Origin of the sequence: Pseudomonas sp. B40(2017), assembly GCF_002112855.1 — a bacterium.
In the GTDB taxonomy this organism is placed as follows: Bacteria; Pseudomonadota; Gammaproteobacteria; order Pseudomonadales; family Pseudomonadaceae; genus Aquipseudomonas; species Aquipseudomonas pharyngis.
Map to the genome: position 1 here is coordinate 693725 of NZ_NEIT01000004.1, position 26307 is coordinate 720031.

29 protein-coding genes are annotated in these 26307 nt (G+C 62.2%); 11 read left to right on the forward strand and 18 right to left on the reverse strand.

Annotation, left to right across the window (positions count from 1 at the left end; translation table 11 throughout):
- The first annotated feature begins 41 nt into the window (after nt 1-41).
- Nucleotides 42-1562, forward strand: a complete 1521-nt coding sequence (locus CAF76_RS13930) for a hypothetical protein (RefSeq protein WP_085647592.1) — start codon at nt 42-44, stop codon at nt 1560-1562.
- A 48-nt stretch (nt 1563-1610) separates the two neighbouring features.
- Here CAF76_RS13930 and dsbG read toward each other — a convergent pair whose 3' ends face one another.
- From dsbG to dsbD, 3 genes are read right to left on the reverse strand one after another with little or no spacing between them, the layout of a single operon-like run.
- Nucleotides 1611-2381 (reverse strand): thiol:disulfide interchange protein DsbG, encoded by a 771-nt coding sequence (gene dsbG, locus CAF76_RS13935; protein ID WP_064598235.1) that lies wholly within the window; start codon nt 2379-2381, stop codon nt 1611-1613.
- Nucleotides 2357-3229: a TlpA disulfide reductase family protein gene (locus CAF76_RS13940; RefSeq protein ID WP_085647593.1), complete on the reverse strand. Its 873-nt coding sequence runs from the start codon at nt 3227-3229 to the stop codon at nt 2357-2359. The genes dsbG and CAF76_RS13940 overlap by 25 nt, the downstream gene beginning before the upstream one ends.
- Nucleotides 3229-4962 carry a protein-disulfide reductase DsbD gene (gene dsbD / locus CAF76_RS13945; RefSeq protein WP_085647594.1) on the reverse strand — a complete coding sequence of 578 codons (1734 nt, stop codon included), beginning with the start codon at nt 4960-4962 and terminating at the stop codon, nt 3229-3231. The genes CAF76_RS13940 and dsbD overlap by 1 nt, the downstream gene beginning before the upstream one ends.
- A 153-nt stretch (nt 4963-5115) precedes the next feature.
- On the opposite strand from dsbD, the gene CAF76_RS13950 reads away from it, so the two are divergent.
- The 5 genes from CAF76_RS13950 (at nt 5116) to CAF76_RS13970 (ending at nt 9573) form a co-directional block, all read left to right on the forward strand.
- Nucleotides 5116-5796 (forward strand): response regulator, encoded by a 681-nt coding sequence (locus CAF76_RS13950; protein WP_085647595.1) that lies wholly within the window; start codon nt 5116-5118, stop codon nt 5794-5796.
- The gene (locus tag CAF76_RS13955; protein ID WP_041475379.1) at nt 5796-7118 is read left to right on the forward strand and encodes an ATP-binding protein; all 1323 of its coding nucleotides are present in this window, start codon (nt 5796-5798) and stop codon (nt 7116-7118) included. Before CAF76_RS13950 ends, CAF76_RS13955 begins: the two co-directional genes overlap by 1 nt.
- A 107-nt stretch (nt 7119-7225) precedes the next feature.
- A complete protein-coding gene (locus tag CAF76_RS13960) occupies nt 7226-7711 on the forward strand; it encodes a GNAT family N-acetyltransferase (RefSeq protein ID WP_041475378.1) in 486 nt (161 codons plus the stop codon).
- Nucleotides 7712-7853: 142 nt separating this feature from the next.
- Entirely contained in the window at nt 7854-9266 is a 1413-nt protein-coding gene (locus CAF76_RS13965; RefSeq protein ID WP_085647596.1) for an aspartate aminotransferase family protein, read from the forward strand.
- Between the two features lie 82 nt (nt 9267-9348).
- Nucleotides 9349-9573, forward strand: a complete 225-nt coding sequence (locus tag CAF76_RS13970) for an MbtH family protein (RefSeq protein ID WP_007917715.1) — start codon at nt 9349-9351, stop codon at nt 9571-9573.
- A 183-nt stretch (nt 9574-9756) separates the two neighbouring features.
- On the opposite strand, the gene CAF76_RS13975 is transcribed toward CAF76_RS13970, so the two are convergent.
- The 10 genes from CAF76_RS13975 to CAF76_RS14020 form a co-directional block, all read right to left on the reverse strand.
- Entirely contained in the window at nt 9757-10656 is a 900-nt protein-coding gene (locus CAF76_RS13975) for a metal ABC transporter solute-binding protein, Zn/Mn family (protein WP_085647597.1), read from the reverse strand.
- A complete protein-coding gene (locus CAF76_RS13980) occupies nt 10657-11556 on the reverse strand; it encodes a metal ABC transporter permease (protein ID WP_085647598.1) in 900 nt (299 codons plus the stop codon).
- Nucleotides 11556-12299, reverse strand: a complete 744-nt coding sequence (locus CAF76_RS13985; protein WP_064598222.1) for a metal ABC transporter ATP-binding protein — start codon at nt 12297-12299, stop codon at nt 11556-11558. The genes CAF76_RS13980 and CAF76_RS13985 overlap by 1 nt, the downstream gene beginning before the upstream one ends.
- The gene (locus CAF76_RS13990) at nt 12296-13225 is read right to left on the reverse strand and encodes a metal ABC transporter substrate-binding protein (protein WP_085647599.1); all 930 of its coding nucleotides are present in this window, start codon (nt 13223-13225) and stop codon (nt 12296-12298) included. The genes CAF76_RS13985 and CAF76_RS13990 overlap by 4 nt, the downstream gene beginning before the upstream one ends.
- A 35-nt stretch (nt 13226-13260) precedes the next feature.
- Nucleotides 13261-13827 (reverse strand): DUF6162 family protein, encoded by a 567-nt coding sequence (locus CAF76_RS13995; protein WP_085647600.1) that lies wholly within the window; start codon nt 13825-13827, stop codon nt 13261-13263.
- Nucleotides 13824-14165, reverse strand: a complete 342-nt coding sequence (locus CAF76_RS14000) for a hypothetical protein (protein WP_064598217.1) — start codon at nt 14163-14165, stop codon at nt 13824-13826. The genes CAF76_RS13995 and CAF76_RS14000 overlap by 4 nt, the downstream gene beginning before the upstream one ends.
- Complete coding sequence (locus CAF76_RS14005) at nt 14162-14704, reverse strand: hypothetical protein (RefSeq protein ID WP_064598215.1); 543 nt, start codon at nt 14702-14704, stop codon at nt 14162-14164. The genes CAF76_RS14000 and CAF76_RS14005 overlap by 4 nt, the downstream gene beginning before the upstream one ends.
- Nucleotides 14701-15900: a PepSY domain-containing protein gene (locus tag CAF76_RS14010; protein WP_085647601.1), complete on the reverse strand. Its 1200-nt coding sequence runs from the start codon at nt 15898-15900 to the stop codon at nt 14701-14703. The genes CAF76_RS14005 and CAF76_RS14010 overlap by 4 nt, the downstream gene beginning before the upstream one ends.
- A gap of 251 nt (nt 15901-16151) precedes the next feature.
- Nucleotides 16152-17027, reverse strand: coding sequence for an alpha/beta fold hydrolase (locus CAF76_RS14015; protein ID WP_085647602.1), 876 nt, complete (start codon nt 17025-17027; stop codon nt 16152-16154).
- 141 nt (nt 17028-17168) lie between these two features.
- Nucleotides 17169-17627: a VOC family protein gene (locus CAF76_RS14020; RefSeq protein ID WP_064598209.1), complete on the reverse strand. Its 459-nt coding sequence runs from the start codon at nt 17625-17627 to the stop codon at nt 17169-17171.
- 282 nt (nt 17628-17909) lie between these two features.
- On the opposite strand from CAF76_RS14020, the gene CAF76_RS14025 reads away from it, so the two are divergent.
- The 3 genes from CAF76_RS14025 to CAF76_RS14035 all read left to right on the forward strand — a co-directional run bounded on the left by CAF76_RS14025 (nt 17910) and on the right by CAF76_RS14035 (nt 20636).
- Nucleotides 17910-19124: an SfnB family sulfur acquisition oxidoreductase gene (locus CAF76_RS14025; protein WP_085647603.1), complete on the forward strand. Its 1215-nt coding sequence runs from the start codon at nt 17910-17912 to the stop codon at nt 19122-19124.
- Between the two features lie 2 nt (nt 19125-19126).
- Nucleotides 19127-19792 (forward strand): methionine ABC transporter permease, encoded by a 666-nt coding sequence (locus CAF76_RS14030; RefSeq protein ID WP_064598205.1) that lies wholly within the window; start codon nt 19127-19129, stop codon nt 19790-19792.
- A 73-nt stretch (nt 19793-19865) separates the two neighbouring features.
- Entirely contained in the window at nt 19866-20636 is a 771-nt protein-coding gene (locus CAF76_RS14035; RefSeq protein WP_039770347.1) for a MetQ/NlpA family ABC transporter substrate-binding protein, read from the forward strand.
- A gap of 36 nt (nt 20637-20672) precedes the next feature.
- On the opposite strand, the gene soxR is transcribed toward CAF76_RS14035, so the two are convergent.
- On the reverse strand, nt 20673-21131 hold the full coding sequence (gene soxR / locus CAF76_RS14040) for a redox-sensitive transcriptional activator SoxR (protein ID WP_085647604.1): 459 nt from the start codon (nt 21129-21131) through the stop codon (nt 20673-20675).
- A 90-nt stretch (nt 21132-21221) separates the two neighbouring features.
- Between soxR and CAF76_RS14045 the strand changes: the two genes are divergently transcribed.
- Entirely contained in the window at nt 21222-21587 is a 366-nt protein-coding gene (locus tag CAF76_RS14045) for an antibiotic biosynthesis monooxygenase (RefSeq protein WP_064598201.1), read from the forward strand.
- Here the strand turns inward: CAF76_RS14045 and CAF76_RS14050 are convergent.
- Genes CAF76_RS14050 through msuE form a run of 4 tightly spaced genes read right to left on the reverse strand, consistent with a single transcriptional unit; the run spans nt 21584 to nt 25629 of the window.
- On the reverse strand, nt 21584-22687 hold the full coding sequence (locus CAF76_RS14050) for a sigma-54-dependent Fis family transcriptional regulator (RefSeq protein WP_085647605.1): 1104 nt from the start codon (nt 22685-22687) through the stop codon (nt 21584-21586). The two genes, CAF76_RS14045 and CAF76_RS14050, sit on opposite strands and share 4 nt — an antisense overlap.
- A gap of 24 nt (nt 22688-22711) precedes the next feature.
- Complete coding sequence (locus CAF76_RS14055) at nt 22712-23899, reverse strand: acyl-CoA dehydrogenase family protein (protein WP_007955826.1); 1188 nt, start codon at nt 23897-23899, stop codon at nt 22712-22714.
- A gap of 10 nt (nt 23900-23909) precedes the next feature.
- Complete coding sequence (gene ssuD / locus CAF76_RS14060) at nt 23910-25055, reverse strand: FMNH2-dependent alkanesulfonate monooxygenase (RefSeq protein WP_085647606.1); 1146 nt, start codon at nt 25053-25055, stop codon at nt 23910-23912.
- Between the two features lie 10 nt (nt 25056-25065).
- A complete protein-coding gene (gene msuE / locus CAF76_RS14065; protein WP_007955830.1) occupies nt 25066-25629 on the reverse strand; it encodes an FMN reductase in 564 nt (187 codons plus the stop codon).
- A 389-nt stretch (nt 25630-26018) separates the two neighbouring features.
- Here msuE and CAF76_RS14070 point away from each other — a divergent pair, with 389 nt between their 5' ends.
- A complete protein-coding gene (locus tag CAF76_RS14070; RefSeq protein WP_064598197.1) occupies nt 26019-26288 on the forward strand; it encodes a hypothetical protein in 270 nt (89 codons plus the stop codon).
- Nucleotides 26289-26307 lie beyond the last annotated feature (19 nt).

Here is a 26307-nt window from a genome sequence, read left to right on the forward strand (position 1 = left end):
AGCGTGGGCTGAATCGTGTGATCGCCGACAGGAGAGTCGTCATGTCCAGCCAATCAGCAAATGTTCCTGAGCTTCCGGTTCCATTGGTACCTGATGCTCCGCACTCAACATTACAACCTACCGACTTTTTGGGCGGTACAACTGTTCAAATCGATTTTCCAGGGCTCAGTACGGCACATAGTGTCCAGCTCTTCTGGGCGAGGCCCGGCCATATCGAGGAATTTACCACTCAGTCGAAGGACGCTTCGCTTCCCGCTGAGGTTTTCATCCCTGCGTCGGTCATCGGTGAGTCGGTCGGTAAAACCGTGCAAATCTGGTACAAAGCAAGCTTGAATGAAGAAGTGAAGCTTTCCCATACACGTCATCTGACGGTAGAACACATTCCTCCCGCCAAGTTGCCGGAACCGCAGTTACCCGATGTCGTCAAGATCGAAGGTACCGTATTTCTGGACTTGCGCAGGTTTTCGGGCAACGCGCGCGTTCTGCTTTCACCTTGGGTGTTCATCGCGCCTGGGCAGCGCATCTGGATCAGCGTTGTCGGACAGCGCAATTATCCAACCCACGAAACGCTTGATTTGGTCAAGGCGCTGGAAGTGACATCCGAGCAGGTGAGCAACGGTCTGGAATTGACTATTGATCGAAGCTTTTTGACTCGGCTTGACGATAAATCGGCGCTGACGCTAGAGGTGTTTGTCGCGTTCGACAAAAGTCCGAATATTGACACCGCGCATGAATTGCCGCGCTGGACAGAACTTCTGCTGAAATCCGACACCGATTTACCGGCACCGATTGTTGAACAGACACTGTACGACGTGCTGAATCCGGCGCTGGTCCCGGACGAAGCGATGATCGTCATCAAGTACAAGGACATGCGTCCTACCGACAGGATCATGCCGTTGTGGCTTGGCACTGCGGGCGAGGGGACACCTGAACTGAAAACGATTGATGGCGATTCATCAGGCGAGGTTAAAGTCGCCGTGAGTGCGTCGGCAGTGGCTGCCAATGAAGGTGAAACGGTTGACGTGAGCTACAGGGTCTTGCGGGACGAAATCGTGCGGCCGTCACCCATCACTCGAGTAACGGTGCAGAAGCAACGTTATGTTCATGTGGAAAATTTTGATGGTCATGAAGTAAAAATTGTCAGCGCCGCTGACGAATACACTTTCACCTTGCCCACCATGTCGATCACGCTGCTGGAGGGGGCAGGATCGGCAGGCATCATGCGTTTTGGCTCCACCATTGTGGGGTTCTTGGAAGGACTCTCTTTCGGCATGTGCATCAACTCGAGCGTTATAACGCCGCCTCAACACATCCAGTTTGAATTTCAGGCGGACTACGATCGAATTTCTTTCACTTGGACTTACCTGCATCTTAAAGGCGTCGTCGAATACTTCGATGCCAATGGTGCATCCTTGGGGAGGAAGGAATACCACGGCCATAGCGAGGGTGGAGCACTGCATCAATTGATTGACTTCGTGGCGCCACCGCAAACACGCATCAAGTCCATGAAAGTGATATGCGAGGACTATAGCTTCCTCGACTTTTTCACAATGTGTGGTTGATTTTTCGAGCCACAATCAAAGCCCACTCCTGAGAGCGGGCTTTTGTCATTAATTCGGGCCGAGAATCTTCGCCAGTTTGTCCGGCGTCGGCGCGCCTTGCTGTTGTTGCAGTTCGCCCTTGTCGTCCATGTAGAAGATCGCCGGGGTGGCCTGTAACTCCAGGTCTTCCATCAACTGCATGTTCGCCGCGAGTTTGGTCTGCACGGCGACCGGAATGTCCTTCAAGGCCTTGAGGGTGCTGGCCTTGCCGGCCTTCTCGTGATCTTCCAGGGCTTTGCTCGGGTCCTTGGCGGCGAGAAGGGCAGCGGCTTTGGCCGGGCTGTCTTCGCGGATGATGCCGACCATGATGTGTCGCAGCTGCACCTTGCCGGCCTTGACCCATGGACGGGCCTGTTCCCAGAACATGTTGCAATACGGGCAGTTCGGGTCGCTGAACAGGTACACAGTGCGTGGTGCATCCTTGTTGCCGTCCTGAATCCAGTTGCTGGCCTCGAACTTGGCCCAGACTTCCTTGGCCATCGGCGCGTAGACCAGTTTTTGCAGCGGTGCGCTGCTCAGGTCGTTGCCGTCGGCGTCGTACAGGTTGCCCAGCAGCACGTGCTTGCCGTCCGGCGTCAGGTACAGCGCCATGCCGCGGTTCTGGTATTGCGCGGCGTAACCGCGCAAGCCGTCCGGCGCGTCGAACTGACCGACGATCTTGGCGCCCTTGGCTTCAATTTTCTTGATCGCTTCAGGCAGTTCTTCAGCGGCCTGGACCGACGGCAAGTGCAGCAGGGCGGCGCCCAGGGTCAGCGTCAGCAGGTGGCGGAGGCGGGGCATGGCAGTTTCCTTGAAGAAGAGGTGGCCGGATTCGGGCTGGAGGCCGGGGTGTCGAAGCTTTCCAGGGCACGGGCCAGGCTGGCGTTGGACAATTCGCCCAAATGGCTGCCCAGCAGGCGACCGTCCGGGCTATAGAACAGGGTAGTCGGCAGGGCCATGGAGCCCACGGCCTGGCCGAGGCGTCCGCTGCGGTCGAACAGCACGTTGTTCAGGCTCAAACCCTGGGTTTCGAGAAACGTGGCGACGCTTTGCATGCTTTCGGCCTGGTTGACGAACAGGAACGTCAGGTCCGGGCGTTGTTGCTGAGCGTTTTCCAGCACCGGCATTTCCCGGCGGCACGGCGGACACCAGGTCGCCCACAGGTTGATCACCAGCGGCCCGCCCTGATAGTCGGTGAGTTTCACGGTTTCCCCGGCGGCGTTGCGCAGAGTGATGTCCGGCAGGCGCGTGCCTTGCTCGTAGATGTTCAGCGACAGGGTCGCCATCACCCAGAACACCACACCGCTGACCACACCGAAACCCAGCGATCGACGCAGACCCGGCCGGCGCCAGCCGCGATACAGCGCCGCGAGCAACAGCACGATCACCCCCGGCCAGGCGAGAAAACCGCCGTCGCGCAGGTCGATGATCTGCCACAGGTCGTTGCGATAGTGCCCCCAATACACGGCGACGAACGCAATGCGCGCCGCCAGCATGCCGAGCAGAAACAGGCTGAACAGCGCCGACTCGGGATTGTCACCGCCGCGCTTGGCCACCCGCCAGCCGACGAAGGTCGCCAGTGCCAGCGCGCTGATCAGCAACAAGTGATTGAGTGCGATGGCAAAGGTGCCGAGGGTGAAGGTCAGCATTAACGGGCGTCTCGGATGGTGGTCCAGCGTTGCAGGAAAGTATCGGCATCGACCTCGCCGGTGATGCGCTGGCTGCGGCGCTCTTCACCGTCGGCGCCGATCCACACGAAACTCGGTGGCCCAGGCACTTTATAACGACCGAGCAGTTCGCGGCTGGCGGCATTGTCGGCGGTGACGTCGATTTGCAGCAAGCGCACATCACTCAGGGCCTGCATCACCCGCGCCTGGCCGAACACCTGTTTCTCCATGACTTTGCACGACACGCACCAATCGGCGTAGTAATCGAGCAGCACCCACTGGCCTTGGGCTTTGGCGGCGTCTAACTCGCGTTGCAGGGCGGCGGGATCCTTGATCGTCGTGAAGGCTTCGTGGCCGCTGGGCGCCGCGGATCCGACGCGTCCGGCGCTGTATACCTGCAACGGCTGATATGGATCGTCACTGCCACCCGCCGCCCCGACCACCAGCAGACTGCCCCACAGGCCCAGCAACAGCGAACCGGCACCGAACAGCTGCGCCACGCGACCAAAGCCATCGGACTGTTTCCAGGCGCTGTAAGCGGCGATCAACAGCAGCGCGCCGCACAGGCCCAACCACAGCGACGGCTGCAGCACCGGGCGCAGCATCAGCAGCGCGGTGGCGAGGAACAGGAAGCCGAACACGCCTTTGAGCAGATTCATCCACGCGCCGGGCTTGGGCAGGAAGCGATTGCCGACCGTTACCAGCAACAGCAGCGGGACGCCGATGCCGATGCCCAGAGCAAACAGGATCAGGCCGCCGTGCAGCGCGTTGCCGCTTTGCGCGATGTAGAGCAGGGCGCCGGCCAGCGGCGCGGTCATGCACGGGCCGACCAGCAGACCGGACAGCGCGCCCAATACGCCGGCGCCGATCAGGCTGCCGCCGCGTTGGCTGCGCGAGGCGTGTTCCAGTCGATCCCGCAGGGCCACCGGCAATTGCAGTTCGAAGAAGCCGAACATCGGCAACGCCAGAACCACAAATACGGCCGCGAACGTTCCGAGCAGCCACGGGTTCTGCAACCACGCCTGCAGGTTGGCCCCCAGCAGCGCGGCAATAACGCCCATCGCCGCATACACCAGGGCCATGCAAACCACATAACTGCCGGCCAGCGCGAAACCGCGACGCGGCGTAGCACCGCTGCCCACCACCATGCCCGCCAGAATCGGCAGCATCGGCAGCGAGCACGGCGCAAACGCCAGCAGCAGACCCAGGCCGAAGAACACCAGCAGACTCCAGCCCAGCGAGTGCTGTTGCAGGCCGCTGGCCAGTGCCTGATCCGGCGCTTCATCTGTCGCCGCAGCGGCAGCTTTGCCGCCGAGGTCGATCACTCGCGTCTGCGGGGGATAGCAAAGACCGGCATCGGCACAGCCCTGATAACTGACCTTGATCTGGCCCGTGGCGGCCGCCGGAATCTTCAGTTCCAGACCCTGGCGATAAACCGGTTGTTCGCCGAAGTACTCGTCGCTGTGGGACTCGCCTTCGGGCAGGGCCGGGATGTTTTGTGTCGTCAGCCCGTCGAACTTCAGACGCTTCTGATACAGGTAATAGCCATCGGCGATTTGCCAGAACAACTGGGTCTCACCGGAATCCAGACGTTGCGAGGTCAGCACGAATGCCTTGTCGACCGGCAAGAACTCCGGTTTTGACGCAAATGGATCATTCCCCGCCTGGGCCAGACTCGAAATCAGCAGTGCAAAAAACAGAAAAAAATGACGCATGGAGGAGCCTTGTCCCTGTGCAATTGAGGGGCACAATGGGCGGCGGCGATTAACCGATGATTAACCGCGACGCCCTTGTCACGGTGGCGTTCGGGGCATAATGTCGGCTTAATCGGCCAGCGGCCTAATCAGCACTTTTCCACGGGACTCACCATGCACGTACTGGTTTGCGAAGACGATGAGTTGATCGCCAGCGGGATCGTCGCCGGGCTGACGGCGCAGGGCCTGACCGTCGAGCACGTCAACACCGCCTCCAAGGCGCGGGCGATTCTCAAGGTTGCCGAATTCGACGTGATGGTGCTCGATCTCGGCCTGCCGGACGAAGATGGCCTCAAGTTGCTGCAACAACTGCGTCAGCAAGGCCTGGAGATTCCGGTCCTGATCCTGACTGCGCGGGATTCGGTCACCGACCGTGTCGACGGTCTGCAGTCCGGTGCCGACGACTACCTGCTCAAGCCATTCGACCTGCGCGAGTTGTTCGCCCGCCTGCAAACCCTGCTGCGCCGGGTGGCCGGACGCAGCGTCAATCTGATCGAACACGGCGCGCTGACTTACGATCCGTGCAGTCGCGAAACCACCCTGGCGGGGCGTCCGGTGGATCTGTCGCGGCGCGAGCAGTCGTTGTTGCAAGCCTTGCTGCACAACCGTGGCCGGGTGCTGTCCACCGAGCAGTTGAAGGACAGCGTCTACGGTTTCAACGATGAACTGGAAAGCAACGCGCTCAACGTGCACATCCATCACCTGCGCAGCAAACTCGGCAAAGGCATCGTCGAAACCGTGCGCGGTCTTGGTTATCGCCTGGGCCCGGCCGATGGCGGAGAACCCGACAAGTGATGAGCCTGCGCCTGCGCCTGAGCCTGACCCTCGGCGCCGCGTTCGCGCTGATCTGGGCATTGGCGGCCGCCTGGATGCTCAGCGACCTGCGCAACCAGATGATGTTTTCCCTCGACCAGCGCCTGGTGGCGTCGGCGCGGATGGTCGCCGGGTTGCTGGAACAATTGCCGGCTGTCCCGAGCAAAGGCGAGGGCACTCATTTCAGCGCCGAGCAGTTGAACATTCCCGGCGGCATGGCCTGTCAGGTCAGCTCGCTGCGCGGGGAAATCCTCGCTCGCAGCCACAACAATCCGGAACAGGCGCTGGAAGCCCAGAAGATGGGCTTCCACGATCAAATGATCGACGGTGCCCCATGGCGCAGCTTCACCCTGGCCCGGGGCGATGTGCGTATTACCACCGCCGACCGGGTGATCGAGCGCGAAGCCCTGAACATGTCGATCCTGCTGGCGGCCTCGGTGCCGGTCGGCGTGGCGCTGCTTGGCTGCCTGTGCCTGTTGTGGCTGGGGATCGGCCAGGGGTTGGCGCCGCTCAACCGCTTGCGTGAAGCCTTGATGCGTCGCAACGCGGATTCGCTTGAGCCGTTGCAGTTGCAGTCATTCCCCAGCGAACTGAAACCGCTGCTCGAAACCCAGAACCAATTGTTTCAGCGCATCGGCAAGACCATCGAGCGCGAGCGTCGCCTGACCGGCGATGCCGCCCACGAACTGCGCAGCCCGCTGACGGCGATCAAGACCCACCTGCAAGTGGCGCGCATGACCGATGGCAGTGCCCGCGATCAGTCTCTGGCCCGAGCCGAGGAGGGTGCCGACCGCCTGCATCGGACCCTTGAGCAGTTACTGTTGCTGGCGCGGGTCGAAGGCAGTCTGTCGTTCGACGACGGTGTGCAGTGCAGCGCCGAGCAGGTAGCGAAACTGGCGATTCAGGACTCGGCCAGCGACCAGCGTCAGCGCATCAGGCTGCATCTGCCTGAACACTTGTCCGCTGCGCCGCTGCAAATGCCGGCGGTGCTGTCGATCGCGGCCCTGCGCAACCTGTTGGACAACGCTCTGCGTCACACGCCGACGGACGGCGCGGTGGACCTGAGCCTGGAAACCAGCGCCAATCGCGTGCGTTTTGTGGTGCGCGACCATGGGCCGGGAATCGCCCCTGACGATCTGCAACACCTGACCCAGCGCTTCTGGCGCAACGGCCAGAGCACCGGCTGCGGACTGGGGCTGGCGATTGTCCAGGCGATCGTTCAGCGCTGCGCCTGCACCCTGCATTTCGACAGCCGTCCGGATGGTTTGCGGGTCGAGCTGACCATGCCGCTGCAACCGGTCTGACAGTTTGCCGGGCACATCAAATGTAACCTCTCTCCATTAGTCATCCGCCGGCCGTGACGGTATTGTCGCCCCAGCCTTTGACTCAATGGATTGAGGGAAACAGCGCCATGGAAGCACCCGTCTATATCTGTCCCGCCACCCCCGCCGACGCCGGCATCATCAGCAGGATCCTTGAGCGTTCGATCCGCGTCGGTTGCGCGCTCGATCATCGCAACGACCCACAACTGGTCGACCGCTGGGTCCGCCGACAATCGGCGGAGCACGTCAGCGCCTGGCTCGCCGATCCCCATCACTATCTGAACATCGCGCTGCTGCAGGACAAACCCGTCGGCGTCGGCATGGCCGCAGCCCACGGCGAGGTCATGTTCTGTCACGTGCAGCCGGAGTGGTTTCGCCGAGGTGCGGGCCGTGCGCTGATGGGCGATCTCGAGGGTTGGCTGAGGATTCGTGGCAGGCCATGCATCACGCTTGCAAGCACGCGAACCGGCGCGGCGTTCTACCGGCGCCTGGGGTATCGCGAAACGGCGTCTCCCTTCATGCAACACGGCGTTTTGACCCTGCCGATGCACAAGCCGCTGGCATTGTCGGCCTGACATTCGATCAAGGGTGTAAATCCTCGACACGCTGGTGCGTTTCCAGAACAGGAAAACCTGCATGTGCGCCCCGCGACCGGAACGCGCACCTGCCCGGTGTGCAGTTTTGGTCACTATCCATAGCGTATTGAGGGGTCGAGAGATGTCAGTCGCCACCAGCCTTATCGAAGAGTCGTCGGCCCGGATCGCCTCCGCGCCGGCGGAAACGCTGTATCAGTTCAATGAATCGCCGTTGCTGGCCCGTCAGAGCCGGCAGGAATCCAATGCCCGCAGCTACCCGCGTCGTATTCCCCTGGCGCTCAAGCGCGCCAAGGGCCTGTACGTCGAGGACGTTGAAGGCCGCAGCTTCATCGATTGCCTGGCCGGTGCCGGCACCCTCGCGCTGGGGCATAACCATCCGGTAGTGATCGAGGCCATTCAGCAGGTACTGTCCGACGAATTGCCGCTGCACACCCTGGACCTGACCACGCCGGTGAAAGATCAATTCGTTCAGGACCTGTTCGGCCTGCTGCCTCCGGCATTGGCCAAGGAAGCGAAAATCCAGTTCTGCGGCCCGACCGGCACCGACGCGGTGGAAGCCGCGCTGAAACTGGTGCGCACCGCCACCGGGCGCAGCACCGTGCTGTCGTTCTCCGGCGGTTACCACGGCATGAGCCAAGGCGCCTTGAGCCTGATGGGCAGCCTGGGGCCGAAAAAACCACTGGGCGCGTTGCTCAGCAACGGCGTGCAATTCATGCCTTTCCCGTACGACTACCGTTGCCCGTTCGGCCTCGGTGGCGCGGCGGGTGTGAAGGCCAATCTGAGCTACCTGGAAAACCTGCTCAATGATCCCGAGGCCGGCGTGCAATTGCCGGCCGCCGTCATCGTCGAAGCGGTGCAGGGCGAGGGCGGTGTGATCCCGGCGGACATCGAGTGGCTGCGCGGTCTGCGCCGCATCACCGAAAAGGCCGGCGTGGCGCTGATCATCGATGAGATCCAGAGCGGTTTCGCCCGCACCGGCAAGATGTTTGCCTTCGAACACGCCGGCATCACCCCGGACGTGGTGGTGCTGTCCAAAGCCATCGGCGGCAGCCTGCCGCTGGCCGTGGTGGTTTATCGCGACTGGCTCGACACCTGGCAGCCGGGCGCCCACGCCGGTACGTTCCGTGGCAACCAGATGGCGATGGCCGCCGGCTCCGCGGTGATGCGTTACCTGGTCGAGCACAAGGTCTGCGAACACGCTGCCGCCATGGGCGAACGCCTGAGCGAACACTTGCGCGTTCTGCAGCGCGATTTCCCGCAACTGGGCGACATTCGTGGTCGTGGCCTGATGCTCGGTGTCGAGCTGGTCGATCCGAACGGCGCACCGGATGCGCTGGGGCATCCACCGGCCTTCGCACGTCTGGCGCCGCTGATTCAGCGCGAATGTCTCAAGCGCGGGCTGATTCTGGAGCTGGGCGGGCGTCACGGTGCGGTGGTGCGGTTCCTGCCGCCGCTGGTGATCACCGCCGCGGAAATCGACCGCGTCGCCGAGATCTTCGGCCGTGCGTTGAGCGCTGCGACCGCCGGCCTGTAAATTTTTCGCCGCGTCGAACGTTCTTTCTACATACCCGGCTGCACCGTCGTGCAGCCCACCCTTACAGCGATGGAGACACAGCATGACGTCAGTATTCGACCGCGAGGACATCCTCTTTCAAGTCGTGGTCAACCACGAAGAGCAGTACTCGATCTGGCCGGACTACAAGGCCGTGCCGGAAGGTTGGCGCACTGTGGGCAAGAGCGGTCTGAAAAAGGAATGCCTGGCCTACATCGAAGAAGTCTGGACCGACATGCGCCCGCTGAGCCTGCGCCAGAAGATGGAAGCGCAAGCGGCTGCCCAGTAAGTTATCAGCCAAAAGAAACCCGCTGGACTGGAATCAGTCAGCGGGTTTTTTCATGTCCGGCATTCGATCGTTCCCACGCTCTGCGTGGGAATGCAGCCCGGGACGCTCCGCGTCCCTTCCGAAGCGGACGCGGAGCGTCCAATGAGGCATTCCCACGCAGAGCGTGGGAACGATCACTGAACCTCAGGCGCCGCTCAAGCCCTTGAGCAGCACATCCACATTGCCTTCCAGCTCAGCCACCGGATCTGCCGCATCGGTGCTGAGCACCAGCAGATGACTGCCCGATTCGGCAATCGCCGCTTTTACCGCGTCCGACGGCTGCCGATGGTGCAGCACCACTGCTACGTCGTTGTCTTTCAAAGTCGCGGTCAGCTTTTTCAGATCCTCCGGCGTCCATTCGGCATCCGGTCGCGCATCCTGTCCGATCAACTCCAGATTCAGGCTGCCGATCAGATAACCGAAGTGATCGCTCAGGCTGATCACGCTCAGGTTGTCGGCACGGGCCAGACGCGCTTCGCTGTCGGCACTGAGTTTCAGCAGACGCTGTTTCAGCGCCGCCAGATTGGCCTCGATCTTCGGTTTGTCCTTCGGTGCCAGGCGCACCAGATCCGCCGCCATCACATCGGCCATGCGCCCCATGTTGTTGCTCGCCAGCCACGGCTGGCTGTTCAGGCCGTCGACCTTGAGCCCCGGTTGCACGGCAATGCCGGGCAGGGCGCCGTCCACCGGGCGGGCAGCATCGACTTCGACGATGCGGATGTTGCTGCGGCGGGCGATCGGGTACAGCGGATCATCGGCCCACAGCGAGCGCACGCCGATCACTGCATCGGCGCCCGTGGCCAGTTTGCTCAGCGCGGGGGCGCCGCGACCGGTGAAGTAGGCGGTCTGGCGGCTGCCTGGCAGGTTGGCCGGTGCTGCGCGTTCGAGGCTGATGTCGGTGCCCTTGAGCAGGACTTCGCCCAGACCATAAGTGATCGGCAGCGAGGCGAGCACCCGCAGCGGTTTTTCGGCAGCCAGCAGAGGGCTCGAAACCGCGCCGCTGAGGGCGATGGCCAGAGCCAGTTGTCGTAATGAAAAAGCCATTTATCCAAGGTTCCCTTTCAGACTGGGGACGACGCCCCGGGCAATCGCGGTGAGTGCGAAGGCGATACCGGCGACCAGGATGATCGCGGCACCGGACGGAATCGGCAGGTCGAACACGATCGGCGCGAGAATCCCGCACAGCGTACTGACCGTGGCAATCAGCACTGAACACCAGAAGAAGCCCTTGAGCGACTGGCTGAGCAGACGCGCAGCCGCCGCCGGAATCACCAGCAGTGCACCGACCAGAATCGCGCCGATGACTTTCACCGCGGCAACCGTAATCAGTGTCACCAGAATCACGAACAGATAATCCAGGGTCTTCACCGCGACGCCACGCACCGCCGCCAGTTGCGGGTTGAAGCTGGCGAGCATGATCCGGTTGTACAGCGGCAGGGCCAGCGCCATGACCAGCGAGCCGACAATCGCCAGCACCAGCAGGTCGTTGCCATTGACCGTCAGCACCGAGCCGAACAGCACGTTTTCCAGAATGTGCACGTTGATCTTGCCCGCCAGAATCAGCAGCAGGCTGGCGCCCAAAGCGAGGGACACCGACAGGAACACGCCGATCAATGTGTCCGGGGCCAGCCCGGTACGGTTGCGCAGGTAATTGAGCAGAATGCCAAACAGCAGGCAGTAACCGAACAGGCTGCCGTACGGCCCGGTGTAGGGTTCGCCGAGCAGGATGCCGATGGCCACGCCGGTCAACGCCGCGTGGCCCACCGCTTCGGAGAAAAACGCGAAGCGCTTGACCACCACCAGCGTGCCGAGGCCACCCAGTACCGGGCCGATCAGCAGACCGGCAAGCAGCGCGTTGACCACAAACCCGTAGGCCAGGGCTTCCGGGAGATAACCGGAAGAGGCCCAGCCTTGCACCGTCAAACGAAAGGCTTCGTAACTCATCAGGCAGCGCTCCGTGGATGGGTCGAAAACAGGGTAAGCAGACGTTCCGGGGTCAGGGCCTGTTGCGGCGTGGCGTCGAACAGCACCCGGCGGTTAAGGCCAGTGACGCGATTGGCCAGACGCCCGACCGCTTCCAGGTCGTGCTCGATCCACAGCACGGTGATGCCCGCCGCGCGCCAGTCGCCCAGCAAACGCTCGAACACCTGGATCCCGGCTTCGTCGAGGGCCGACATCGGCTCATCCAGCACCAGCAATTGCGGCGCTGGAATCAGGCCCTGGGCAAGCAATACCCGCTGGCGTTCGCCACCGGACAGCGCACCCATCCGGCGCTTGCGTTTGTCCTGCATGCCGACCCGCTCCAGCGCATCACCGATGGCGCCGGCGTAGCGTTTGCTCAAGCCGAGGAAGGCCGGGCGACGCTGACACATGGCGGCCATGAAGTCGTCGACGGTCATGGGCAGGCCGCGATCAAACTCCAGCGCCTGCGGCACGTAGCCGATGGTGCCGGGCTCGCCGGGCCATTGCAGACTGAGCCGGCCCTGATGGGGCATCTGCCCGAGCAGGGTCTTGATCAGCGAACTCTTGCCGCCGCCGTTGGGCCCCACCAGCGCATGCACGCTGCCGGGCTGCACCTGGAAGGTGACCTTGTCCAGAATCGTCGTGCGGCCGAGGGTCAGGCTGACGTCAGCGAAATCCAGGGTCGGGCCGCTGCTGGCTATCGACAGGTTTTCCTGAGCTGTCATGCGCCGGACTCCTGAATCGCTCGAACCACGGTGTTGAGGTTGCCGGTCATTTCCTTTTCGTATTTGTCGGCGGTGTATTCGCCGTAGGAAATGTGCGACAGCGGGTAAAGTTTCACGCCGGATTCACGCTGGATGGTTTCGACGTAGGTGGAGGGGAAGTCCATCTCGGAGAAGATCACTTTCACGTCCAGTTCACGCAATTGGTCGATGGTTTTCTTCAACTGGCTCGGGCTCGGCTCGATACCGTGGGCCGGCTCGACCACCGCCGTCACTTCCAGGCCGAATTCACGCAGCAGGTAGTCATAAGCGGCGTGCACCGTGGCTACTCGCAGTTCGGCGTTCGGCGCCTGGGTCAGACTGGCCAGGGCGTCGGCGCGCATCTGCCGCAGGCGTTTGCCGTAGGCGCGGGCGTTCTGGGTGTAGGTCTTGGCATTGTCCGGGTCGAGCTTGCCCAGCTCACGGGCGATGTTGTTGACCTGGGCAATCGAGGCGCTGATCGACAGGAAGGTGTGCGGGTTCACCACTTTGCCGGCACCGCGCGCGGCAACCCCGGTGGCGGCCAGCAACGGCACGTTTTCGTTGGCTTCGATGGTCTTGATGTTCGGCGTTTCGCTGGCGGCGATCATGCGGTCGGCGAAGTCGTCATGGCCAACGCCGTTGAGTACGATCACATCCAGCCCGCTGATGCGCTTGATGTCTTCGGCGCGCGGCTCGTAGGCATGCGGGTTGAAGCCGGCGGGAATCAGCGGCACGACCTCGGCCTTGTCGCCGACGATGTTCGCCACATAGCTGTAATACGGATGCAGGGTGATGCCGATGCGCAGGCGCTTGGCCTGATCGGCGCTGGCCAGCGGACTCAGCAGGCAGGCGCACAGACCGATCAGCAGCAGGCGCAGGAAAGGACGGCGTTGAGATGAACTAGGCATGGGCAAGCGGTCTTCTCTCGAATGAAGGCGAGGGTTCAATGACGATGTTCGCGGGTCACCCCGGCATCGAATTGCGCGACGATCTGTTTCCATCCGGCAGCGGTCAGCGCTGCGTCTGACAGGTCTTTCGGCGCTTGCAGGTCGGTGGCGCGGTTGAGCCAGATGTCCGGCGCGGCGTCGTTCAGGCGCATCAGAAACGAACCGGCCACGGCCGGTGCCTGACTGTGGCCGAAGTAGGCGCGGTCGGCCAGCAACTGCCAGTCATGGCCGCCACGACTGACCGAGCTGGCGTCCTGGGCGAACGGTGCAAAACCTTCATCGGCCAGGTTCTGCGGGCTTGGCAGCGTTTGCTGTTCTTCACGCAGCAGGCGGATCTCGTCGAGGGTCACGCGCAGATCGGCATAGATGCCCTGCTCGCTGGCGCCAAGGTCGCGACGGGCATCCAGTTGATGGCTGGAGACCGGCTCCGGTTCGTGGGAAACGCCGCGCAATGTCACTACCGAGCCGGCAATCGCGAGGATCAGCAGGCACATCAGCAGCACATTGAGGGTTTCGTGCCCGGCACCAGCCGGGCGGACAACCTGGGTAGTCGGCGTGGTCATGGGGCTTCGATATCCGCTTGGTCAATTTCGACCACGTGGCCGGGGCCGGCGTCGAACAGCACGTAGAACTCGGCGCCGGGTTTCTTGAAGGTCAGGGTCGAGTCGGCGCCGAGCTTGCCCGGCACCAGGATGGTTTCGTCGTAGCCGATCACATCGAGGGTCACCCCCGGCGCGCCGCTGCCGTCCGAGAAACCGCCGGTGCATTTGATCTGCTCGGCATCGATGGCCTTGCACTCGCACATCGGGTTATGGGCCAGGACGCCGGCGCTGAAACCGGCAGTCAGCACCAGCAAGGCATTGCTCAGGAGCAAGCGGAAGGGGCGTTGGGCGTGGCTCATGGTTTGGCTCCTTGTTTGTTCAGCCAGGCGAGGGTGGCAGGCGAGGCCTGGCTCAGCGGAATCGAGGCTTGGTGCATGCTGCCGTCCCAGCCTTCCATGGTGATCCACAGTTCGGCGTCGGCAGCGGTCTTTTCCGGAACCGGCAACTGGGTGCCCATGCGGTACGGCGTGCCGAAGAAAATCACCCCGGCCGCGCGCAGGCTGCGAGGTTTGCCGATGCGCAGATACGTCGCCTTGACGTGGTCGACGCAGGCGTCGCAGAGGGCGGCGCTGAAATCTTTCATGTAGCCGGCGGGGCCGGTCAGGATCGGTGCCTGATTACGCAGTTCGGCCAGTCGCAGGCTCCAGGGACCGACCTGGATTTCGCCGATCTCCCGTTCACCCAGTCCGCTGTCACCGCGAAACAGCGAGGCATCGGCGAAGTATTTGGGCATGAAGCCCAAGGGGATCAGCAGCAACAGCACGTTGATGTGGAAGCGCCATTTGTGCCAGATCACGCTCAGCCGTGAAGGCTGAGCCACGGTAGTGGATTTGCTCACAGGTTGGCCTCCGAGGTTTCACGGCGCAGGGCCGGTTGTGCCTGCACGCGCTGTTTCTTGTGCTCGCGCTTGAGGGCGTTGGCGGTGGCCAGCGCGGTGCGCTTGGTCCAGATCAGCAGGCCACTGAGGACCATCATGCTCAGCAGCAGGCCGAAGAAGAACCAGATCAGCTTGATCCACAGACCGCCGAAGTCACCGGTGTGCAGCGGGCGCATGGATTCGGTGACGAACTCCAGCGACGTGCGATCGGACAACAGCCGCGAAGCCGCCACTTCACCGCTGTATGGGTTGAGCGTGGCGGTCTGGTACATCAGCGGGTACCAGCCGCGACCGCCGATATCCAGGTGCGCGTAGGCATTGCCCGGCAGGCTGATGAAGCTGGCTTCGAAGCCGGGGATTTTCGTCTGGGCGATTTCGATGGCGCGGTCGAGGCTGATACGCGGCGGTGGCGAACCATCGTTGGACTGTGGCACGGCTTCGCGGGACATGGCCGGGACGATCGGCTCGCTGGAAATGGAAATCTGGTTGTCAAACAGCAGCGCCTGAATCAGGAACCAGGTGCCGGTGATCGAAATCACCGCGATGAACCAGATCGACCAGATGCCGCTGAGGCGGTGAAAGTCGCCCCAGAAAATCCGCGCACCGTGACGAATGCGCAGGGTCGGGCGGAAAAAACCTTTCCAGAAGCGCTTGTACACCACCAGCCCGGTCACCAGCGAAGCCAGCATCGGCAGGCCGAGGAACGACACCAGATACCAGCCCCAGCTGAAGCCGTTGGTGAACGGCACCAGCCACCAGCCATGCAGTGCGCGGGTGAACGCCTTGAAGTTGAAGCTCGGTGCCGTGCCCTGAATCACGCCGGTGTACGGGTTGACGTAGACGGTCAGCGAGCGGCCGTCGGGATAGCTGACGTCGACGTCGAGAGCAAAGTGCGACTCGTCCGGACGGTTGATGCTTTGCACCACTGTGTGCGGTTCGGCTTTTTTGATTTCGGCGAGGATCTGGTCGTAGCTGAGCAATGGTGCGTCGTCCGAAGGGGCGCTGGCGCGCATCTGCGGGTTGGCCAGCCAGACGATTTCCTGGCTGACCACCGCCAGGGTGCCGGTGACGCAGACGATCAGTACGAAAAACCAGATCGGCAATGCCAGCCAGCTGTGTACCAGGAACCACAGTTTCGAGCGGGATTTCTTCGACATGATGACGGGTCTTGATTCAGTGAGAGGGAGCGGTACTACGGGCTTCGCAGCACGGGAGTCCCTGAAAGGCCGGTCGTGGCTTTTGCCTACGCGACCGGCCCGCATCTCTATAAGACGGATGACCGAAGCAATTCCCGATGAACGATATGAAAGTAAATGTTTCGCGATTACATCTTGATGCCGCGTGGGCGAATTTCTGCGGGGGAGGCGAAGCGGTCCGACGGCAGATTCCGCCGGATCGAGGAGGGGAATCAGCGGAGAAAGTCGAGCGCCTCGGCGAGCACCAGTTCGGGCACTTCTTCGGCGAGGTAATGCCCGGCCGGCAGGGCCTTGCCGCGTACATCGGTGGCAACCTGCTGCCATTCCCCGAGCGGATCGAAGCAGCGACCGACGGTGCCCTCGGCGCCCCACAGCACCAGCAACGGCAGGGTCAGTTGACGACCAGCCGTGATGTCGGCGCGGTCATGTTCCAGATCGATGCTGGCACTGGCGCGATAATCCTCGCAGATCCCGCGAGCACTTCCGGGATGTTCCAGGCAACGCCGGTACTCACTGAACGCCTCGTCGGTAAAGGGTGCAAGCCCGGCGCTGCGACTGCCCATGACGCTGCGCAGATAACCTTCGGGGTCGGCTTCGATCAAAGTTTCCGGCAACGGCGCCGGGCGGATCAGGAAGAACCAGTGCCAATAGGCGCGGGCAAAGGCTTCATTGGTCTGGCTGTACATCGCCAGCGTTGGCGCGATGTCGAGCAGGACCATGCGCTGCACGACGGCGGGATGATCGAGGGCCAGACGATGGGCAACCCGCGCGCCACGGTCGTGGGCAAGGATCGAGAAGTGCTCGAAACCCAACGCCTTCATCAATTCCACGCCGTCGCGGGCCATCTCGCGCTTGGAGTAATTGAGGTGAGCCTCATCGGCCGGCGGGCGACTGCTGTCGCCATAACCGCGCAGGTCGGCGGCGATCACCGTGAAGTGCTCCGCCAGTTGCTCGGCGATCTTGTGCCAGATGACGTGGGTCTGCGGGTGCCCGTGCAACAGCAGCAGGCCGGGGCCGCTGCCTTTGAGGCGGTAGCTGATCTCCACACCGTTGACGTGGCGCTGGTCTTTGACGAATCCGGCAAACATCGGGTGATCCTTTATTCAGGCGAGTGGCCTGCATCCTGAAATCGCCGGGCGTTCATGACAAGACGTGATGCGTGATTCGACGGTTCATGAATCGTGTTCGCCCATCCCCGCGCGCCGCGCGGGAATGGACACTCGGCGTAGTTAGCTCTGCTGGAACATTTCCTTCGCCCGCTGCTCGATCTGCGCCTGGGTCAGGTCCTCCTTGCGCGAGGCCAGGAACCACAGATGCCCGTACGGATCTTTCAACGTGCCGCTGCGGTCGCCGTAGAACTGATCCTTGACCTCGGACACCGAGGTGGCGCCGGCCTCCAGTGCGCGTTGGAAGGATTTGTCCACATCGGTCACGTACAGATGCAGGCCGACCGACACTGCGTTGTCCGGATTGCTCAACGGCCCTTGATCGCACGGCGAGCCGAGCATGATCGCGCTGTCGCCGATGCGCAGTTCGGCGTGGCCGATGCCGCCGTCGGGCATGCTCAGGCGCATGACTTCGGTGGCACCGAACGCCTTTTTATAGAAATCGATGGCTTCGGCAGCTTTGTGAATGCCGAGGTACGGGGTAATGCTGTGATACCCCTCGGGAATGGGTTTGACGCTCATGGCGGTACTCCCTGTTATTTGTTGCCTGGTTTTTATTAGAGATTGAGGTGTGCCTTCGCCGGGATTGCCGGTCGCTCAACTATAGATCCGTGCCGCCGTCGTGACCGAGTAGCCGACGAGCAGGCCTCCCACTGTTCAGCCATCGACAGCGAAGCAACAGAGTGCGCGGGTTTTCATCGCCAGACGCCCTGAAGTTCCGCTGCAGCCCCCGTAAAACAAGGCCTTTGCGTCAGGCACAGAAGCTGCAATGACCCGGTACAACACCGATACCGAGAGTCATCCATGTCTGAATCTGCCGTTTATCCGATCAACCCGCCGGCCGCCCACCGGATTGCCGACGACGCCGAAGCCTTGCGCGTGGCTGTGCAGGTCGCCGCCGTCTTGCAGGAACACGCCGCCGAGCGTGACCGCAACCGCGAAGTGCCCGCCGAGGTCGTCGACCTGTTTTCCAACAGTGGCCTGTGGGGCATCACCGTGCCGAAGGAATACGGCGGCGCGCAGGTGTCCTACGCCATACTGGCCCAGGTGATCGCGATCATTTCCGCCGCCGATCCGTCCCTCGGGCAGATCCCGCAAAACCATTACTGCCTGCTCGAAGACATCCGCCTGCAAGGCACCCCGGCCCAGCAAGCGCATTTCTTTGAGCTGGCGCTGCAAGGTCATCGCTTCGCCAATGCGCTGTCGGAAACCGGCGGCAAGAACGTGCAGGACATTCAGGCGACCCTCCGCCGTTATGGCGACGGCTTCGTGATCAACGGCCGCAAGGGCTACTGCACCGGTTCGCTTTACGCCCATTGGCTGGCGGTGCTGGCGCTGGATGAAGAGCAGAAGGGCCAGTTGGCCTTCGTCGAGCGCGGTACGAAAGGGCTGGTGATCGTCGACGACTGGGACAGCATCGGTCAGCGCACTACTTCCAGCGGCACGGTGCTGGCGGAAAATCTGCAAGTGGCGCCCTTCAATCTGTTTCCGACGTACCGTTCCTATGAGAGCCCGACCCTGGCCGGGCCGTTCGCCCAGTTGACCACCGCTGCCATCGACGCCGGCATTGCCCGGGCAGCGTTGCGCGATACCGTGGAATTCGTCCGCCAGTTTGCGCGGCCATGGATCGATGCAGGTGTGGACAAGGCCAGTGAAGATCCGTTGACCATCATTCAGATCGGCGCACTGGAAATCCGTCTGGAAGCCGCCGAAGCCTTGCTTGAACGCGCCGGCTGGGCGCTCGACGCCGCACGTCCGGCGCCTGATGAAGACAACGTCGCGCTGGCCTCGCTGGCCGTGGCCAAGGCTAAAGTGCTGACCACCGAAATCGCCATCGAGGCCAGCAACAAGCTGTTCGAACTCGGCGGTACCCGCTCGACCCTGAAGAAGCACAACTTCGACCGCCACTGGCGCAACGCCCGGGTCCACACCCTGCATGACCCGGTGCGCTGGAAATACCACGTGGTCGGCAACTGGCTGCTCAACGGCGTCAAACCACCGCGCCACGACTGGTCCTGACCATGGCCGAGTGGTTCAAACACATTTACTGGGCCGACATCGCCCAGGCCTGTCTCGACACCCTCAGCATGCTCGGCGCGGCGCTGCTGTTTACGGTGCTGCTGGGATTGCCGCTGGGGTTGCTGCTGTTTCTCACCGGCAAGCGCCAGTTGCATGAAACAGTCGGCGTGTATCGGGTGCTGTCGGTGATCGTGAACATGCTGCGTTCGCTGCCATTCATCATTTTGCTGATCGTGCTGATTCCGCTGACCACGTTGCTGGTGGGCACCTCGCTGGGCGTGCCCGGAACCATTCCGCCGCTGGTCGTCGGTTGCACACCGTTCTTCGCGCGGCTGGTGGAAACCGCTCTGCGCGAAGTCGATCGCGGCGTGGTCGAGGCGACCCAGGCCATGGGTGCCAACACCTGGCAGATCATCCGCCACACCCTGTTGCCGGAGGCCCGCGGCGGGTTGCTGGCAGCTGTGACGGTCACCGCCATCGTGCTGGTGGATTACACGGCGATGGCCGGCGTGATCGGTGGTGGCGGGCTCGGCGATTTGGCGATCCGCTACGGCTATCAACGCTTTCAGACCGACGTGATGGTGGTCACCGTGGTGTTGCTGCTGATTCTGGTGCAGGCCCTGCAAATGACCGGCGACCGCTTGGTGGCGCACTACAGCCGACGCTGAAAAAACAAGTTCAACCCATAAAGGCCCCACGTTCACCCCACGACGGCCACTCAAATCTGCCTTGGAGCACAGCATGAAAAAGACCCTGGCCGTTCTGGCTGCCGTTCTGTCGTTCGGCGCCCATGCCAACGAAAAACTGATCGTCGGTGCCACCCCGGTGCCGCACGCGGAAATCCTCGAGTTCGTCAAACCGACCCTGGCCAAGGAAGGCGTGGATCTGGACATCAAGGTCTTCACCGACTTCATCCAGCCCAACCAGCAACTGGCGCTGAAAAACCTCGACGCCAACTACTACCAGTACCGGCCGTTTCTCGATGATTTCAACAAGACTCGCCACACCGATCTGGTGCCGGTGGTCGGCGTGCACATCGAACCGTTCGGGGCTTACTCGACCAAGATCAAGAACATTTCGGAGCTGAAGGACGGCGCCAGTGTGTCGATCCCCAATGACCCGGTGAACACCGGTCGCGCGCTGGTGCTGTTGCACGAGGCCGGGCTGATCAAACTCAAGGATCCGAGTAACACCCTGGCCACCCAGCGCGATATCGTCGAAAACCCCAAACACCTGAAAATCCGTGAACTGGAGGGCGCATTGCTCGCTCGTTCAGTGAGTCAGGTGGATCTGGCATTCGTGTTCGCCAACTACGCGCTGGAAGCCGGGATCGACACCAACAGCGCGCTGATCGTCGAGAAGGGCAAGAGCCTGTACATCGAGTTTCTGGTCGCGCGTCCCGACAACATCAATGACCCGGGCCTGCAGAAACTGGCCAAGGCGTTGAATTCCGATGAAGTGCGTCAGTTCATTCTGACCCGCTACAAAGGGCAGATTGCGCCGGGCTTCTGATGGATCGAATTGGGGGTTCCCATGGCATGGGAACCCTCACTTGGGTACGTCGAGAAAGTGCGCCCCCGGCCCTTGCTCGCCCAGCACATCACCCTGATTGCGCAGCGGGCAGGCTTCCATCGACAGGCATCCGCAACCGATGCAACCGGTCAGCCGGTCACGCAGCAACATCAACTGATTGATCCGCTCGTCCAGCTCCCGCCGCCACTGCTCCGACAGCACTTTCCAGTCCGCCGCTGTTGGCGCGCGGTTGTCCGGTAGCTGCTTCAACGCCTCGCCGATTTCTGCCAGAGGAATGCCCAGGCGTTGCGCCACTTTGATCAGCGCCACCCGCCGCAGTACTTCCCGTGGATAACGCCGCTGGTTGCCGGCATTGCGCTGGCTCTTGATCAAGCCTTTGGATTCATAAAAGTGCAGGGCGGTGACCGCCACGCCGCTGCGGGCCGCGAGTTCGCCGACGGTCAGTTGCTTGTGCAGATTTTCCGCAGTGATCATTTGCAAATTGCCCCTTGACCTCTAGTTAACTAGAGGTTTTACCCTGCAGGCCTTCGAATCGCAAGATTCGCCTGACCGAGTGGGGATCTCATGCAAGCACCAGCGAAAAACCGCAGCTTTACCCAATTGATCGAATTTGAAATCGAACCCGGCCAGCAACCGGCGCTGGTCTCGGCGCTGGCGGTGCAGACCGAACGTCTGGCCCAGCGTTACGCCGGCTTCGTCAGCGCCAGTGTCCAGGCCAGCGACGACGGGCGGCGAGTGTTGAGCTTCCTGCAATGGCAGTCCCGCGAGGCGGGGGAGGCGGCGTTTCAGAGTTTCGAAACCGGCGAGCAGGATTTCTGGCAACTGATCCGCACCCATCAGGCGCGCACCGTGACCTTCGGTTCATTCCAGGTGCTGAGCAGCATAGCCCGCAGCTATGACGACGGCTTGCACTGTCAACTGGTTGGTTAGATCGACAGCTGGATCAAGCGCTCGCCTTGCAGGTTTTCCGTGGGCCGCCGCTTGTTCACCGCCAGTTCGCCGATTTTGATCAGTCGCGTGCGGGTGACATTACGGCTCAGGCCTAACAGGGACGCGGTGTGCACCTGGTTGTAATGGCAGAAGCGATAGGCCGCGCGCAGCAATGCGTCCTCGACCTTCTCATGCAGGGCGCCGGCCTGTTGCTCGAACAGTTTCTGGAAGGCGCGTTCCAGCAGCGCTTCCGGTGAGTCGTCGGCGGTCGCGTGCTGATCGTCGGGACGATCGATGCGCAGGTTGGATAGACGTAGATCGTCGCGCTCAATCACGCCGTTACGGCAGATCAGCAGCGTGTGGTGGATGACGTTTTCCAGTTCGCGGATATTGCCCGGCCAACTGTAGCCGCGCAGTTTTTGTTCGGCGCCGGGACTGATGGTGACGCGCCCGTAACCCAGACGCTGACTGTAGGCCTCGATGAAATGCCGGGTCAGCGGCAGGATATCGCCGGGCCGCTCGCGCAACGGGCTCAGCTCCAGATTGACCACGTTCAGCCGGTAATACAGATCCTCGCGGAAATGTCCGGCGTTGATGGCTTTCTCCAGTTGCACGTTGGTCGCTGCCAACACTCGCACATCGATGGGAATGCTCTTGCGCGAACCCAGGCGCACCACTTCACGCTCCTGCAACACCCGCAGCAATTTGACCTGGATCGCCATCGGCAGATCGCCGATTTCATCGAGGAACAGGGTGCCGCCATCCGCCTCTTCAAACCACCCGGCCTTGGCGCTGAGGGCGCCGGTGAAGGCGCCTTTTTCGTGGCCGAACAGTTCGGCTTCCACCAGCGATTCGGAAAACGCCCCGCAGTTGACCGCAATGAACGGCCGGTTGCGCCGGTTGCTCAGGTTGTGGATGTGCCGCGCTACCAACTCCTTGCCGGTACCGGTTTCGCCGATGATCAGCACGCTGGCTTCGCTCGGTGCGACCTGTTGCAGATGCGCGAGCAGGGCCTGGGATTTCGGGTCTTCGAAGACCTGAGCGGTGGCGCGGATTGAGGTGGCCAGGGCGGGTGAGGGCGGCAGGGTCAGCAGTTGCATGGGGTCTCGCTCCACGAAAGAAAATCAGGAATAGAACGTCGGCACCGGCAGGGACTGGTTCAGCGCCCAGTCGCCCAGCTCGTGGAGCTTGTAATCCAGCGGGTCGTGCAGGGTTTGCGTGCGCAGGTTGCGCCAGTGTCGGTCGAGGCGCAGCGATGCGTGGGTCGAGCGGGCGCCGGTGACTTCGAACAATCGGCTGCAAATCTCCAGGCCTTGTCGGCTGGCGGCGACCTTGGCCGTGGCAATTGCCGTGGCCAGGTGACCGCGTTCTTCGGCACTGAGGTTCGGGCCTTTGGCCCAGGCCTCGTCGAGCAGCGCAGCGGCGCGTTCTACCAGCAGACGAATGCCTTCGAGGGCGACCCAGAACTCGCCGTAATGGGCCAGCACGTAAGGATCTTCGCGCACCTCGCGCACCGAGGATTTGTGCCAGACACGGGTTTCGCTGAGGGTGTATTGCCGCGCCTCTTCAAAGGCCCCTTCGGCAATGCCGAGAAACATGTGGGTGAACGTCAGTTGCGCGATCAACGGGCGCAGACAGGCGAACGGTGTACTCAGCGGGCCCGGATCCAGCAGCAGTTCCGACTCTTCGACCCGCACCCGTTCGAACGTCGCGCTGCCGCTGTCGGTCTGGCGCTGGCCGATGTTGTTCCAGTCGTTGTGCAGGGTGATGCCGCTGCGCCCGCTCGGGATCGCCGCGATCAGCAGTTTGCCGCCGTTGCTTTCGTCCACCGCCGAGGCGATCAGCATCTGCGAATCGCTGGCGCCGGAGCAGAAGCTCTTCTTGCCGGAAAACTCGCGCCAGCCACCGAGGTCCTTGACCACGGTGCGGGTGTCCAGCGGATTGAGCGCGTTGCCCCAGAACCAGTTCTGCCGCGCGGTCTGTTCGAACCACGGCTGCCATTGTTCCGGGCGAGAAAACAGGCGTACGGTGGCGAGCATCAAATGATGAAAACCGAAGACGTGGGCGATCGAGCTGTCGACCTTGGCGAACTCGCGCACGACTTCGAGGGTTTCGCTCCAGCGCGCGCCGAGGCCGCCGTAACGGGTGGGAATGCTCAGGGCCAGCAGACCGCTGTCGCGCAGGGCATCACGTTCGGCTTTCGGTGTGCCGCCACGCTCGTCGCGCTCGACGGCGGTCAGGGCAAATTCGGCGGCAAGTTGGCGGGCGGTCTGCAACGGGGAGAGCAGGGTGCTTTGCGGTTTGGCAGTCACTCGGTCTTCCTCAGGCGTTGGCTTTGGCGGGCAGTACATCGTTGGCGATCATTTCGCCGAACGGCCCGGTGAGGTTGGTGACACCGCGTCCGGCCAGGCTTGCATAAGGCTCGGGCAACAGCGGGAAGACCAGCTCGGCAAAGCGGTAGGCCTCCTCGAGATGCGGATAGCCGGAGAAGATGAAACTCTCGATGCCCAGATCCGCGTACTCCTTGATCCGCGCTGCCACTTGCTGCGGATCGCCGACCAATGCGGTACCGGCACCGCCGCGCACCAGTCCGACGCCGGCCCACAGGTTGGGGGCGATTTCCAGGTTGTCGCGGCGTCCGTCGTGCAGAGCGGCCATGCGCCGCTGGCCTTCGGAGTCGAAGCGGGAAAAGGATTTCTGCGCGGCTTCAATGGTTTCGTCGCTGATGTGCTCGATCAGTTTGTCGGCGGCTTTCCAGGCCTCTTCGGCGGTCTCGCGCACGATCACGTGCAGGCGAATGCCGAACTTCACCTTGCGCCCGTGGCGGGCGGCGCGTTCACCCACGTCGGCGAGTTTCTCGGCGACGGCGGCCGGTGGTTCGCCCCAGGTCAGGTACACGTCGACCTGCTCGGCGGCCAGATCGTGGGCCGCGTCGGAGGACCCGCCGAAGTACAGCGGCGGATAGGGTTTCTGCACCGGCGGATACAGCGCCTTGGCGTTCTGTACCTTCAGGTGTTTGCCTTCGAAATCTACCGCTTCGCCTTGCAGCACCCGGCGCCAGATCTTGAGGAATTCATCGGTGACTTCGTAGCGTTCGCTGTGGCTGAGGAAGCTGCCGTCGCCACGGTTTTCGTCCGGGTCGCCACCAGTCACAACGTTGATCAGCAAGCGGCCGTTGGACAGTCGATCCAGGGTCGCGGCCATGCGCGCCGAAACGGTCGGCGAGATGATCCCCGGACGGATCGCCACCAGATAACGCAGGCGTTCGGTGAGCGGCACCAGCGCCGAGGCGATCACCCACGAATCCTCGCAGGAACGACCGGTGGGAATCAGTACGCCGTAGTAGCCGAGGCTGTCGGCGGCTTGCGCCACCTGCTTCAGGTAATTGAGGGTGACCGGGCGCGCGCCTTGGGTGGTGCCCAGATAGTGACCGTCGCCGTGGGTCGGCAGGAACCAGAAAACATCCATGAACAGCTCCTCAAGCGATCTTCAGCAACGGTTTGATGTGAGTGCCGAACAGCGGCGCGGCGCGTTCGGCGGCCAGACGGATCCGCGCCTTGAGCGGTTCGCTGGTGATCTGGTAGTCGGCGAAGTCAGCTTCGGTGGCGTACACGCCGATCGGCAGGGTCACGGCCTGGAAGAAACTGAACAGTGGGCGCAACTGGTGATCGAGGACCAGCGCATGACGTTCGCTGCCACCGGTGGCGGCGAGCAGCACTGGTGTGTCGATCAGCGCATTCAGGTCGATCAGGTCGAACAGATGCTTGAGCAATCCAGGATAGGAACCGCGATAGACCGGCGCGGCGACGATCAGCAGGTCAGCCTGTTCGATGGCTTGCAGCTCGGCTTCGATCTCGGCCGGCAACTCCTGACGCGACAGCGCGGCGCCAAGTGGGCGGGCGATGTCGCCGAGTTCGATCAGATGACTCTCGACCGGCAAGTGCCCGGACAATTCGGCCAGCAAGGCCTGGGTCAGCACCAGGGTGCGGGACGGACGCCAGGTTCCGCCGGACAGGGCGACGACTTTCAGTGGACGCGACATGGTCAGTTCCTTTTTCAACAGTTGCTCGGCGAGCAGTGAGTAGTCACTGGAGCAGAGCAAGCGCTGTACCAATTCCTGTAAGGCCCGTATTCCGGGGCTTTGAGCGTTGTCGGCGGCTGTGTTTGTGTGACTTTCAGGCGGGTTTGTTGAACCGCTGTTGCCTGGGAAACAGTTGCTGGAGCAACAGTGCCGAACGCGATGAAGGATTTTATAAAGGCTGACTGTTATTCCGTAAAAGACTGTTAATTGATATTGATAGATCCTCTGGAAATATGAAGGTAAATCTTGCTCGAATTCTGATAGCCACTATTGAGAGCGTTGATTTCTGCCAAAGCGTGCCCGGGCGTAGCCTTTCTCCATCGACCCACACTGCTCGGCAGGACGCTCCCATGAATCGTTTACTGACTGTTTCCCTGATGCTCGCTGTCTCCGTTCTCGCTGGTTGCGCGAGCCACGTTTCTCCGGAACTGCGCCCTTACACGGCGGAAGAAACCCGCGAACTGGCGCTGGAAAACTTGAACCGCAGCGGCTTGTCGTTCGAGGAATACCACGCGAAGAAAGCCCAACTGCTTGGCCAGCCACAGAAGACTTTCGGGTTTGATAACAAGGGTGAGATGAGCGCCGAGCGGGCCGTACAGCTGCACGGTCGTCCAAGCTGATTGAGAACTGTACTGCTCG